This is a genomic window from Agrobacterium tumefaciens (assembly GCF_005221385.1).
Lineage (GTDB): Bacteria > Pseudomonadota > Alphaproteobacteria > Rhizobiales > Rhizobiaceae > Agrobacterium > Agrobacterium tomkonis.
In genome coordinates this window covers 78,770-92,302 of sequence record NZ_CP039903.1, presented here as the reverse complement: position 1 = coordinate 92,302, position 13,533 = coordinate 78,770, and the positions used below count along the sequence as shown (strand labels likewise).

Here is a 13,533-nt window from a genome sequence, read left to right as displayed (position 1 = left end):
TTTCAAGCGCTGCGGCAGGTATTTTTTTGAAGAAGGACGGAACAAAAAGGCGCACTTATTGGCGGATTTTTTGCCAGACGGAGGGGGAAACTCCGACCATCTTGCGAAAGACGCGGGAAAAATGCGCCTGGTCTGAAAACCCGCTAGCAATGGCGATGTCGGTCAACGCCATATCGGTCCGCATCATCAGATCCTTGACGCGATCGATACGCGCCTGCATCTGCCATTGGTGCGGCGGTACGCCGGTGGAAGCCTTGAAGGCATGGCTGAAATGGGATTGCGACAGGTTTGTGAGTTCCGCCAGTTCCTCCAGCCGGATCGACCGCAGGCAATGTTCGCGGATATAGTCGGTCGCCGCTCTTAACTGCCAGACGGCGAGCTTGCTGCGTTTCTTGACCGGTTCCCGCTTTACCTTGAGAAAATCCGTCAGCAGCGCCAGCACGAGGCTTTCGCCGTAAAGGTCATGCAAGGGGTCTGGATTATCGCATTCGGCAGCGATCAGCCGCGCCAACGCCAGCAGGCGCTCATCCTCGAACATCAGATGCGGATCGAGCAGGCCGTGCGGGTCAAACCCCTGCACCAGCCGCGCGCCCAGCAAACCCGCATCAAAATGCAGATCGAGATGGCGCACAAAGGACACATTGCTGAGTTCCGCATGCACATCCAGATCGGCGGGCACGAAGGAAATCCGGTTCGCCTTGGAAGAACCGTGATTGTCACGACGGGAGCGGTTCATCATGAACCGGCCATCATCGCTCCCGTCCATATCCAGCAGAAAAACGAAACGCGGGTCCTTGCCAACATAACGGCCACCCGCTTTCGGCGCGCAACGCACATCCCAGAGGTCGGCGACGATGCCGTTCCAGACCCTCGAGCGCGGGCCGCCGATGACGGCAAAGCCCTCGATCTCATTTTCCATCCGTACGCGGAAAGCCATGGCCTCTTGATCCCGCAAGGCGCAAAGGCGCCTCTATAAACATGATAAATCTATTCATGTTTATAGAGGCAAACTATATTTCCCGCAACTGCTGGCCTGCTGCCAAACCTTACCACTTCTTTGCAAGCTTGAAGGTGATGGTGCGGCTGTCACCCCAGCCACAAACCGAGACGCCGGCGCAGCTCTTGACATATTCCTTGTCGAAGACATTCGCGACATTGACGGATGCCGTCCAGTCGTTCTTCTCGTAACGTATCGCGGCATCGAAGACCGCCGCATCTGGAACGCGCAGCGTATTTGCCGCATCCGCCCAGGATTTACCCTGATAGCGCACACCGCCACCGATGCTGAGGCCTTCAAACGTATCATCGGTGAAGGCGTAATCCACCCACAGGGACGCGGTGTTGGCGGGCACGATCCATGGGGATTTGCCGATCAGGTTGGGATTGGCGTCGCGGGTAATCTCAAGATCGGTATAGGAATAGGAGGCAAGCGCCTTCCAGTTGTCGGAAAGATTGGCCTTGGCTTCCAGCTCGAAGCCGGTGGATTCCACCTGTCCGAACTGCCCGCTCGTGGTCACGCCGCCAGCCGTATAGGACACGATGGCATTGTCCTTGACCAGCTTGAAGACGGAGGCAGTGATGCTGCCATCAAAGAAAGTCGGTTCGTATTTGACACCTGCTTCGAACTGGTGCCCCTCCTCCGGTGCGGCCGGGGTGCCATCCGCAAGCGTATCGATCAGCGGATTGAAGAAGGTGGCCGCCGAGACATAGGGTGTCAGGCCATTGTCGAATTCATAAGCGAGGCCGGCCCGGCCGCTCAGCGCATCGTCATTGGAGCGGAAAGACGCGCCTGCCGGCAACCTATTGTTCAGCTCCGTATCGACATAATCGTAACGACCGTTGAGCGTCACCAGCCAGCCATCGCCGAAACGCAGCTGGTCCTGCGCGTAGATGCCGATCTGCTGCTGGGTCACGACATTGTCGGCATAAACGAAATTCGTACCCTGCGTCGAGCCATAGACCGGCTTGAGCGCGCCGATCGCATTCGATCCGCAGCAAGCCTGCACCTGATCCAGCCTGTAATATTTATAGTCGAGACCGACGAGCAGCGAATGGCTGACCGCGCCGGTTTCGAACTGTCCTTCAATGCGGTTGTCAACGCCGAAACTATCCGCTTTCGACAGGCCGTCATAACCGAAGCGGGTCAACATATAGTCGTTGGTGGTGGCATTGAGGATCGGCTGGCCATTGGCGTCGGCATTGGCCCAACCGCCCGGATAGGGTCCGGTCTCGTGCTTGTAGAGGTGGCCATAACGGGCGTTCTGGCTGATCTTCCAGCCATTGTCGAATTCATGGCTGACTTCATAACCCACCATCGACTGGTAGACACGGCCATTGTCGATATCCGGTTCGCCATAAAAGGCCTTGCGGTCGAGCTTGCCGAATGGCGCATCGACAACGGTACCGACATAGGGCAGGAAGCCATTGCCGACATGCACCTGATCGAGCGCCGAGAAATATCCGTAGAGCGTGGCACTTGTCTGCGCATCCGGCTCGAAGGTGATCTGCGGCATGATGAAGCCGCGCAGATCCTCTGAGTAATCGGTGTAATTATCGCCGCCGGAAACCTTGCCGGTGACGCGGTATTTCCATACGCCCTCACCATCCACCTTGTCGCCGACATCGAAACCGAAAAAGGCATTGCCGAAATTGTTGATGCCGATTTCCGTTTCACGAACCGGCGTATCCTGAGTTTGCTTGCGGACCAGTTGCACGATACCGCCGGGATTGGCGCCGCCATACAGCACCGAAGCGGGCCCTTTAAGGACTTCCACCCGTTCCAGACCATAGGCATCCATCTGGAAACCGCCGAAACCATAACTGAACAGGTTCAGCCCATCGAGGAACACGCCGGTCTGGGTGGCCTGAAAACCGCGAATGTAAAACCAGTCGGTATCCGGGTCGGTGCCGAAGGGCTCCGCCGTCACACCGGGCGTGTAGCGCAGTACCTCGTCGATTTTGGTCACGGCACCGCGGTCATCCATTTCCTTGCGACCGACGACGGATACGGATTGTGGAATGTCTTTCGTTTCCGTGCCGGTTTTCGAACCGGTCGCGCTTTTCTTCGCAACATAGCCACGGACCGGGCCCGTGGCATTTTCCGCCCCCTGCCCTTCGACGGTGATTTCCCGCAGAACAGTCGTTTCCTGTGCGTGGCCCATCACCGGCGCCATCAAAACAACGACAGCCGTTCCCAAAGCCAGACGGCTCAAAAACATCCCATGCAAATTTTTCAAGATATGCCCCGAAACAGATCGCGGCCGACGATCATAGCCGGCAGGCCGCAGCACTTCAATTAAGCTGAGTATTTACATCAGGATTAAGGCGGGATGCTTGTCGTTTTCCGGGAGGATTTGAAGCTTATTGGCCTCTCGCACTGTTTTATGCCCCTCATTTTATGGGACGAGACCCAGCCATCAACCTTTGCGCCGGCCGATCCTTGCAAGCAGCATGACGGGAAGGATGCCGATGACGACGATCGCCAGTGCGGCGATTGCCGCCTCCTCATAGGTGCCGCGCGCTGCTTCGCCGTAGAGATGGGTCGCGAAGGTCTCGAAATTAAGCGGCCGCAACAAAAGCGTGGCGGGGAGTTCCTTGACGCAGTCCACGAAGATCAGCAACGCCGCTGCCGCAAGCGATGCCTTCGAGAGTGGTAAGTGGATCTGGCGGAATGTCTGGGTTGCGGATCGCCCGAGTGTTCGTGAAGCGTGATCAAAAGATTGCGGGATACGGCTCAGGCCGGCGTCGACGCCGCCAGCTGCAATGGTGAGGAAACGCGCCGAATAGGCATAGATCAGGGCGGCCCCGCTGCCGATGAAAATGAGGCCGGTGGATATGCCAAACCAGTCACGCATGGTCTGGTCAACAAACCGGTCGAAACCACCGAGCGCGATCAGCACACCAATAGCAATGACCGTGCCGGGAGCTGCATATCCCACCGTGGAAAGACGATAGGACCAAAGCGAGAGGCGCCCCGGAGCAAGGCGCATCGCGTAAGCAACCGCAAGGCCGAGAATAAGGGTGATCAACGTCGCCAATCCGGCAAAGACGATGGTGTTCAACGCCTCCTCGGTGAAACGGGCAGACAGGCCGCTGAAGCGGAACCGTTTCCATGCCTCGATGACGAGATAGCTCGCTGGCGCGACGAAACCGATCAGGACCGGCAGGCTGCCGAGTGTAAATGCACCGCAGGCCTTGAGGCCGGTAAGGCGCACCGGCTCCAGTTCCCGGCTTTTCTGCGCGGAAACCGAATAACGCTGCTTACGCCGCGCCCAGCGTTCAAACGCCACGAGGGCGACGACGATGAACAGCATGGAGAGCGCGATCTGCGCCGCACCGGGCAGATCGGATTTCGTGACCCAGGTCGTATAGACCGAAACTGTGAGGGTGCGGACGCCCAGAAATTCCGAGGCGCCGATATCGTTCAGCGCTTCCATAAGGGCAAGGCTGACGCCGACCGCGATCGCCGGCCGCGCCAGCGGCACTGCGACCTTTAAAAAAGCCCTCTGTCTGGAAACGCCAAGCGTGCGGGCGGCCTCCAGCAGATTGCCAGCCTGCGTCAGGAACATGGCGCGGACGGGAATATAGACATAGGGAAACAGCACGAAGCCGAGCAAAATGATGCAGCCCGTCATCGATCTTATGTCCGGCAGACGGAATTCACGCGGGCTGGAATAACCGAGCAGAAAGCGGATTATGCCCTGCACTGGCCCGATCGGATGCAGAATATCCAGATAGGCATAGGCAACAATATAGGTTGGCATGGCCAGCGGCAGCAGCAGCGCCCATTCCAATATCCGGCGACCGGGAAAATCATAAGCGGTAACCAGCCAGGCCGAACAGGTTCCGATGATGCCGGCCAGCAAGCCGACACCGGTGAGAAGGATGACCGTATCCGGCAAGGCCGTCAAAAGAACGGTGGAGCCGAGATGCTCCCACAGGCCGGCAGACCCCTGCACCGCCTGAGAGACCAGCGCCAGAACCGGCACCATGGCGCCGCAGACCGCAATGAGCGACAGGCCCAGCCACCAGAAGGCGGATGAAAACCTTGGTCTTGCGCGGGACGTCAATGGCTGAGCGGCGTCTGGATTCATGAGCTTCTTGAAAATACAGGGAAAGGCGCCCGCGGGTGCGAGCGCCTTCCACCTTGTTGTTGCCAATTGGCCTTTACTTGTCGAAACCGACCTTGTCGACCAGCTCGCTCGCCTGCTTGCGATGCGACACGATCTCCGTCAGCGGCTTGCTGTCGATCTTCAGGTCACCGAAGGAAGCGACGATCTCGTTGAGACCCGCGCCCTGCTTGACCGGATATTCGTAGTTGGCTTCGGCATAGATCTTCTGGGCTTCGTCGGAAACGAGATATTCCAGAAGCTTGACGGCTTCAGCCTTGTTGGGCGCATTCTTGGCCACGGCCGCACCGGTAATGTTGACCTGCGTGCCACCATTCTTGAAGGTCGGCAGAACCACCTTGATGGCGTCGCCCCACTTGACCTGCTCTTCGCCGCCCTTGCCCGAGCGCATCAGGCCGACGTAGTAGGAGTTGGCAATACCGATATCGCAAATGCCGCCGAGGATGTCCTTGGCAACGTCACGGTCACCGCCGCCTGCCTTGCGGGCCAGGTTTTCCTTGACGCCAGCAAGCCACTTTTCAGTGTCGGCAGCGCCATAATGAGCGATGTAATCGGCAAACAGTGCCGTGTTGTAGGGGTGCTGGCCAGCGCGAATGCAGACCTTGCCCTTCCACTTGGCATCCGCCAGATCTTCATAGTTGAAGGAAGCAAGGTCGAGATCCTTCGCCGCATAAAGAACGCGGGCGCGCATGGAAAGCGCAAACCAGTGACCCTTGGCATCACGAAGTTCGGCCGGGACTGCCTTGGTCAGGGTTTCGGACTCAACCGCCTGGGTAACGCCCTTTTCTGCGAGATCAACGAGGTTGCCGGCATCCACGGTCATCAGGACGTCGGCAGGCGAGCTTGCGCCCTCGCTCAGAACGCGCTCAGCCAGACCATCTTTCAGGAACACGGTGTTGACCTTGACGCCGCTCGACGCGGTGAAGGATTCCAGCAGGGGCTGGATCAGGCCCGGCTCTCTGGTGGTGTAGATGTTGAGTTCCGCGGCGCTGGCTGACCCGGCTGCAAAAGCAACAGTGCTGGCAAGCAGGGCAAATCTGGTAAATTTCGTCATGGTCGTCTCCCTCTTCGATGGCGGCAATATAGAGGCAGCAGACATCATACCTGATGGGTCAAATCAAGTTTTATTTCGCTGTTTTCTGTCGAGTTTGATCACCAAGAGTTGAAAAGGATGCTGAAATTTACATGCAAATCCACTCATTCAACCTCAAGTAAATATCAGGACACCCTTGGGGTCGATACCGAAACGCACTGCCTTGGTCTTGGCGGGTGTGCGCTGCATCGTGCGGACACGCAAGTCTCCCGGCAGCCCGGGTACGGCGATGCCGAGCTGTTCGATCTCACCGAGGAAAACGCGGCTCAATATTTCGCCGGCGATCCCGTCTTTCGCTGTGTTGTCCTCGATAATCGAAATCGCATTGGGTCGAACATAGGCAACCGCAGCAAGGCCATCGGGCAGATCGGAGGCATCACCCAGCAGCCCGAGCGGTGTTTCAACGCGCCCCTGCCTTACCCGGCCTTCGATCTTGTTGAAGGCGCAGAAAAAATCAGCGGCATAGCGGGTTTTGGGATTGTCGTGGATTTCATAACCCGTGCCGCTCTGCACGATGCGCCCGCGCTGCATCAGAACCACACGGTCGCCTGCGGACAACGCCTCTTCCGGATCATGGGTGACCATGATCGCCGTCGTCCCCAATTGTCGCAGAAGACCAAGCGTCTCTTCGCGGACATTGTCGCGCAAACCTCTGTCCAGATTGGAGAAAGGCTCATCCATCAGCAACAGACCGGGCTGAGGGGCGAGCGCACGGGCAAGCGCCACTCGCTGCTGCTCACCGCCCGAAAGCGTATGCGGATAACGCTTGGCCAGCTCTTGCAGATGCACGTGCTCGATCATCTCCATCGCACGGCGGCGGGCCTCGGCCTTAGCGAGGGTTCTGAGACCGAACATGACATTCTGCTCGACAGTGAGATGCGGGAACAGCGCATAATCCTGAAAGACAAAACCGATATTGCGCTTTTCCGGCTCAACGAAAACAGCCGAGTCGGCAACGGCCGAACCATTAAGGGAAACGCTACCGCGGTCTGGCGTCTCCACACCCGCAACGATGCGCAGCAAGGTCGATTTTCCACAGCCCGACCGTCCAACCAGACAAATAATTTCGCCGCGTTCGACGGACAGGTCGATATCGGACAAGACATCCGTATCACCGAATCTTTTCCCAACCGATTTCAGTTCAAGCGCTGCGCTGCCTGCCATTTCCAATCCTGCCCTGCTTTGCGAATTATGTTGATCGCTCAAATCAGGATTAAAGTCAAAAAATCGCACATGACTCCGTTTCCATTCACGAGGACGCGAGATGTGCGACAGCAATATTGACGTTTACGTTAGAGTTAAATAGGCTTCACCGATACGATGGACGTCAGGGGATTCCGCGTCTATCATTCGTCACCGGGGAGCGGGAGGAGCGGTCGATCCGGTGGCGCACATGTGGTTCCTTCTATCTCGCCGATATGCCGGCTGGTTGCGGGAGCTTCATGATCATCACGAAGCCTAAAGCGCCCTTCATGCATTCCACCGAATGCACGGCGCGAAAAAGACTCTGGGAGGAGAAGCATGAGTGAATTGTCCCTGGGACAGCCGGGAAATGTCAGCGTAGAGAAGCGTTGGCTGTCGTCCTATCCGCCGGGCGTCCCTTCCGAGATCCCCGTATCGGCCAACGCCTCGCTTGTAGACCTTCTTGAAAAGAGCTGCGTGCAATTTGCCGACCGCAAAGCCTTTTCCAGCATGGGGAAATCGCTGACCTATCGGGAGCTGGATGCTCAAACCCGCGCTGTGGCCGCTTGGCTGCAATCCAGAGGACTGGAAAAAGGTGACCGGGTTGCGGTGATGATGCCGAACATCCTGCAGAACCCTGTCGCGGTTTATGGAATCCTGCGGGCGGGCATGATCGTGGTCAACGTCAATCCGCTCTACACACCGCGCGAACTGGAACACCAGCTGAAGGACTCCGGCGCAAAGGCGCTGTTCGTGCTCGAAAACTTCGCCCATGTGGCGCAGCAGGCGGTGCCGAAAACCGCCGTACGGCATGTGGTCGTCGCAGCCATGGGTGATCTTCTCGGCTTCAAGGGGCATATCGTCAATCTTGTCGTTCGCAAGGTGAAGAAGCTTGTGCCCGCCTATGCGATCCCCGGCTCGATCAGCTTCAAGGCGGTGCTGAAGGAAGGCCAGGGATTTTCCCTGAAGTCCGTCGGCCTCACGGCTCAGGATATCGCCTTCCTGCAATATACCGGCGGTACTACGGGCATCTCCAAAGGCGCGATCCTTACCCATGCCAATCTTCTGGCCAACAAGGCGCAGATCAGCCTGTGGCTGGACGCCGCCTTCAGCAGCCGCAAGGATCGTCCCGAGGTTCTCAACTTCATCTGCGCGCTGCCGCTCTGCCACATTTTCGCGCTGACGGTGAATTCGCTGATGGGCATTGCGCTCGGCGGCCACAATCTGCTGATCGCCAATCCGCGTGACATTCCCGGCTTCGTCAAGGAACTGTCGCATTACCAGCCGCATATCTTCCCCGGCATCAACACGCTTTTCAACGCGCTGATGAACAATGAGGATTTCCGCAAGCTCGACCTCTCATCGCTCATCCTCGTTCTCGGCGGCGGCATGGCGGTGCAAAGACCGGTCGCGGAACGCTGGCTTTCGATTGTCGGCTGCCCGATTGCGGAGGGCTACGGTCTTTCCGAGACGTCGCCCGTCGCAACCGTCAATCGCCTCGATTCTACCGAGTTCAGCGGCACCATCGGTCTGCCGCTGTCATCGACGGAGATCGACATTCGCGATGACGATGGCAACCGTTTGCCTGTGGGTGAAGTTGGCGAGATTTGCATTCGCGGCCCGCAGGTCATGGCCGGTTATTGGCAACGGCCCGATGAAACGGCAAAAGCCATGACCGCCGACGGTTTCTTCCGCTCCGGCGACATGGGTTTCATGGACGAGCGCGGTTACACCAAGATCGTCGACCGCAAGAAGGACATGATCCTCGTCTCCGGTTTCAATGTCTATCCGAACGAGGTGGAAGAAGTGGCTGCCAGCCATCCCGGCGTCCTGGAATGCGCCGCAATCGGCGTTCCGGACGAACATTCCGGCGAAACCGTCAAACTTTTCGTCGTCAAGAAGGATCAGTCGTTGACGGAAGCCGAACTCAAGGCCTTCTGCGCCAAGAACCTGACAAACTACAAGCGGCCAAAGATCATCGAGTTCCGCACCGAGCTGCCGAAATCCAATGTCGGCAAGATTTTGCGGCGCGAATTGCGCAATCTGAATTGAGCGCTTGAAGCGAATGACGAGAGCCGGGCGACCGGCTCTTTTCTTTTATCCCGGCGCTTTTCTTTTATCAAAGTCGCCTTGATTTGGCCGCCTGAAAAAGAATAGTTTCCTCATCCTTCCACGGAAGCCGAGGAGCACATGATGCAGGCCACCATCGAAAAACTCAAAGCAACGGCAAGCAGCACAGCCGCAACCGATCTTCGCGCCGCGTTTGCGGCCGACGACAAGAGATTCAGCCGTTTCAGCGTAAAATTCGATGACCTGCTGATGGATTATTCCAAATGCGCCGTCAACGAAGAGATCGTGACGCTTCTCGAACAGCTGGCGCGCGAAGGCGGCGTCGAAGCCAAGCGCGAGGAGATGTTCTCCGGCAAGGCCATCAACTTCACCGAAGACCGCGCCGTGCTGCATACCGCGCTGCGCAACCGCTCCAACACTGCCGTTCTCGTTGACGGCAAGGATGTGATGCCTGATGTGAACGGCGTTCTGGCGGCCATGGGCAAGTTTGCCGATGCGATCCGTTCCGGTTCCCTGAAAGGTGCGACCGGAAAGAAGATTACCGACGTCGTCAATATCGGCATTGGCGGCTCCGATCTCGGCCCTGTCATGGCAACGCTCGCGCTTGCGCCTTTCCATGACGGGCCGCGGGCGCATTTCGTTTCCAATATTGACGGCGCACATATTGCCGATACGCTGAAGCTGCTCGATCCGGAAACCTCGCTCTTCATCATCGCGTCGAAGACCTTCACCACCATCGAAACGATGACGAATGCCGCCACCGCGCGCCGCTTCATCGCCGAGAAGCTGGGCGAGGAGGCCGTAAAGCACCACTTCGCCGCCGTTTCCACCGCGCTGGACAAGGTTGCAGCCTTCGGCATCGAAAGCGACCGCATCTTCGGTTTCTGGGACTGGGTAGGTGGCCGTTATTCGATCTGGTCCGCCATCGGCCTGCCGCTGATGCTCGCCATCGGGCCGGATAATTTCGGCAAGTTCCTGGATGGTGCACATGCGATGGACAGGCACTTCCGCGAGGCGCCGATCCGCGAAAACCTGCCGATGCTGCTCGGCCTCATCGGCTTCTATAACCGTAACGTGCTGAACTATCCGACGCGGGCGATCCTGCCCTATGACCAGCGGTTGTCGCGCTTCCCCGCCTATCTCCAGCAGCTGGACATGGAATCGAACGGCAAGGGCGTTACCATCGACGGCACACCCGTCGAAGGCCAGTCCGGCCCCGTTGTCTGGGGCGAACCCGGCACCAACGGCCAGCACGCTTTCTACCAGCTGATCCATCAGGGCACGAGCGTCATTCCGGCGGAATTCATGATCGCCGCCAACGGTTTTGAGCCCGAACTGCGCCATCAGCACCAGCTCCTCATCGCCAATTGCCTGGCGCAATCGGAAGCGCTGATGAAGGGACGGACGCTGGCTGAGGCGAAAGCCCAGCTCACCTCCAAGGGCATGGAAGACAAACTTGCCGACTTCATCGCCCCGCACCGCGTCTTCACCGGCAACCGCCCTTCGATCACCTTCGTCTATGACAAGTTGACGCCTTTCGCGCTTGGCCGCCTGATCGCGCTTTATGAGCACCGCGTCTTTGTGGAAGGCGTGCTGTTCCGCATCAACTCCTTCGACCAGTGGGGTGTGGAGCTTGGCAAGGAACTGGCAACCGGCCTGCTACCCGTCGTGGAAGGCAAGGAAAGCGCCGCCGGCCATGACAGCTCTACACAGGGGCTGGTAAAGGCGCTGGCGGGTCTGGCTGGGTAAAAGCCGCCTACCCTCGATCTCAGGAAAGCCGGAAGGACACTTCCGGCTTTTTTAATGCAGCGGCCTTAAATATAAAGCGCCGCCATCTTGCGCCATGCACCCGCTCGATGGGCGCGGCCCTCCCAGACATGCATCTGATGGCCCACCTGCTTGTCTGATAGAAGCCGGCTCAGATGATGGTTGTTGTTCAAAAACGGGTCTGCATCACCGATGGTGAAAACCATGTCGATGCGGCGCAGGTGTTCAAGTCGCCACGGGCAGGCAAGACCCGGCAGGAAATGGCTTGGCATGTGAAAATAGACATTATCGTCATAATAACCGTCGAATAGATCGCCGAATGATTCCACCTTCATCGTCAGGTCGTAGCGGCCGGAAAAGGCGACGAGTTTGCGGAACAGATGCGGGTGGCGAAAAACGAGGCTGGCGGCCTGAAACGCACCGAGGCTGCAGCCATGCACGATGGTATCGGTATGGGAATTTTTCTCGGCCATCAGCGGCAGTACTTCGCTGAGGATATAGTTCTCGAAGGCTGAATGGCGGCGGATGCGGTCGGCGGGATGATGATGGGCCGCATAAAAAGTCTCTGTGGCCAACCCCTCAATGCAATATAGCTGGAGATGTCCTGCCTCCAGCTTGTCGGCCAGGCTACCGACAAGCCCCAGTTCTTCATATTCGAAGAAGCGCCCGTCCCGGGTGGGAAACATCAGCACCTTGGCGCCGGCATGACCGAATATCAGGAGCTCCATGTCGCGATGGAGCCTGTGACTATACCAACGGAGATATTCGCGTTTCATGGCACCTTGAAAAACCGTCTGACCTTGTCCTTGTGGACCGCATCTTGCGATGCGCTGTCAGGGTAATCGAAATGCCCGGCGTCGAGGATGAAGATTTCATTAAATTTTGAGTGCGGCAGCGCATTGGCCACTGCGAACTGGCAGGGCGGCGCCACCGATGGATCGAAAAGCGCCGGCGCAACCAGCATCGGCACTTTTATGCGGGCGGCGGCACAGGCGGCATCGAAGAAGCGCAAGGTCTCAAGCACATTCGGATGGCCCTTCTGGTATGACTGAACCGAATTCGCACTGCCAACGGTGGGCAATGTCAGCCAGAACGGCCTATGTCCGAATGTCGGTACCACCAGATGGCCACGGTCGATGCGCTCATCAAACGGTATTGCCAGCGCTCCAATGCCACCGCCGAAACTGATGCCGCTATACCCCACCTGCCCTTCCAGCCAGGGGTAAAGGGTCACGAGCGTCGAAACGGCGACCCACAGATCATCTACGCAACCGCCGATGATGTAATCGTCTTTCCTGTCGATATTGTAGAGAACATGAAGGGCGGATTCCGAAGAAATCGGCGGACAGGCGCTTAGCGAGAGCCCGCGAAAACAGGGAAACAGCACAGCCGTTTCTTCCACCGGCACTTCGAAATCAGGCTCGGAGCGCCCACCATAACCATGGCCGACGACGAGGCCGCGGCGCACCAGGCCTTCGCGCGGAAGAAGCATCCAACCACCGATGCGGAAGCCGCCGGTGGAGGTGTAGATGACATCGAGGACATGCCAGCGCGGATGGCTGAGCCTGCTCTTGCGCAGCACTGGCCGCGGATCCGTAGCGAGCGCGCGGCGATAGCGCTTCTGCCAGAAGTCATCGAAGCCCGGCGGCGCTTCGGGCGGGGTGATGGCCAGCAGCTGTTCGCGCTTCATGCCGTAGCTGGGATCGAAATCGAAAGGATGGATATTGGGAACACTCATGCGACGCTTGTTTCGCGAAAAAACAGCTGACACAAGCGTGATAATATCGAAATACCGGTTTTTTAGGGCATTGACCGCGCGCACAGCGGCTGTGCCGAAAATGCCCCGCCTCAAACAGCAACATCCTGACCTTCGGGCAAGGTCCAAAGCTGTGGGTCCGCATTGATTGCGGCTACAACCGCCAATGCTCTTTCGCGGCATCCGGGCGTTTCACCAAGGGCCATATCTTCGGCCTCGATTCCCACCAGATAATCGGCGACTTCAGCGACAGCGATACCTCTGCGCAATTGGCCTGCGGCCGAAATCAGGTAATTGTCGTATTCATCCGCAAAACACAGGTTATCGGGATCGTTCCAGTTTTCTCCCGCCGGCAACAGGCCGATGGGGTCCCACACAGACCAACCGATATCCCGCAACCGCGAAAGCCTGATCCTGGGTGGTGGGGTCAACGGAGCCATAGTCTCATCCGTGGCGATGCAAATTGGGACGAGAATACGCCCCTGTCCTCAGAACCACAATATTCCAGACACAGATCAAGCGTTAGACAGCGATGC

The 13,533-nt window shown here is 58.0% G+C and carries 10 protein-coding genes; 2 read left to right on the top strand and 8 right to left on the bottom strand.

What is annotated here, in order from left to right; translation table 11 throughout:
* Window positions 1-55 precede the first annotated feature (55 nt).
* The 5 genes from CFBP6623_RS00440 to CFBP6623_RS00420 form a co-directional block, all read right to left on the bottom strand.
* Window positions 56-937 carry a helix-turn-helix transcriptional regulator gene (locus CFBP6623_RS00440; RefSeq protein WP_167379167.1) on the bottom strand — a complete coding sequence of 294 codons (882 nt, stop codon included), beginning with the start codon at window positions 935-937 and terminating at the stop codon, window positions 56-58.
* Between the two features lie 109 nt (window positions 938-1,046).
* Window positions 1,047-3,218 (bottom strand): TonB-dependent siderophore receptor, encoded by a 2,172-nt coding sequence (locus CFBP6623_RS00435; RefSeq protein WP_232370435.1) that lies wholly within the window; start codon window positions 3,216-3,218, stop codon window positions 1,047-1,049.
* A 198-nt stretch (window positions 3,219-3,416) separates the two neighbouring features.
* A complete protein-coding gene (locus tag CFBP6623_RS00430) occupies window positions 3,417-5,093 on the bottom strand; it encodes an ABC transporter permease (protein ID WP_080842360.1) in 1,677 nt (558 codons plus the stop codon).
* Between the two features lie 73 nt (window positions 5,094-5,166).
* On the bottom strand, window positions 5,167-6,183 hold the full coding sequence (locus CFBP6623_RS00425; protein ID WP_046799383.1) for an extracellular solute-binding protein: 1,017 nt from the start codon (window positions 6,181-6,183) through the stop codon (window positions 5,167-5,169).
* Between the two features lie 153 nt (window positions 6,184-6,336).
* Complete coding sequence (locus CFBP6623_RS00420; protein WP_046799382.1) at window positions 6,337-7,386, bottom strand: ABC transporter ATP-binding protein; 1,050 nt, start codon at window positions 7,384-7,386, stop codon at window positions 6,337-6,339.
* A 357-nt stretch (window positions 7,387-7,743) separates the two neighbouring features.
* On the opposite strand from CFBP6623_RS00420, the gene CFBP6623_RS00415 reads away from it, so the two are divergent.
* Both CFBP6623_RS00415 and pgi read left to right on the top strand, forming a co-directional pair.
* A complete protein-coding gene (locus CFBP6623_RS00415; RefSeq protein ID WP_046799381.1) occupies window positions 7,744-9,456 on the top strand; it encodes a long-chain fatty acid--CoA ligase in 1,713 nt (570 codons plus the stop codon).
* A 141-nt stretch (window positions 9,457-9,597) separates the two neighbouring features.
* Window positions 9,598-11,223: a glucose-6-phosphate isomerase gene (pgi, locus tag CFBP6623_RS00410; protein WP_046799459.1), complete on the top strand. Its 1,626-nt coding sequence runs from the start codon at window positions 9,598-9,600 to the stop codon at window positions 11,221-11,223.
* A gap of 65 nt (window positions 11,224-11,288) precedes the next feature.
* Here pgi and CFBP6623_RS00405 read toward each other — a convergent pair whose 3' ends face one another.
* The 3 genes from CFBP6623_RS00405 to CFBP6623_RS00395 form a co-directional block, all read right to left on the bottom strand.
* Complete coding sequence (locus CFBP6623_RS00405) at window positions 11,289-12,017, bottom strand: esterase family protein (protein WP_046799380.1); 729 nt, start codon at window positions 12,015-12,017, stop codon at window positions 11,289-11,291.
* Window positions 12,014-12,979, bottom strand: a complete 966-nt coding sequence (locus CFBP6623_RS00400; RefSeq protein WP_046799458.1) for an acetylxylan esterase — start codon at window positions 12,977-12,979, stop codon at window positions 12,014-12,016. The genes CFBP6623_RS00405 and CFBP6623_RS00400 overlap by 4 nt, the downstream gene beginning before the upstream one ends.
* 110 nt (window positions 12,980-13,089) lie before the next feature.
* Window positions 13,090-13,437 carry a hypothetical protein gene (locus CFBP6623_RS00395; protein ID WP_046799379.1) on the bottom strand — a complete coding sequence of 116 codons (348 nt, stop codon included), beginning with the start codon at window positions 13,435-13,437 and terminating at the stop codon, window positions 13,090-13,092.
* Window positions 13,438-13,533: the final 96 nt, after the last annotated feature.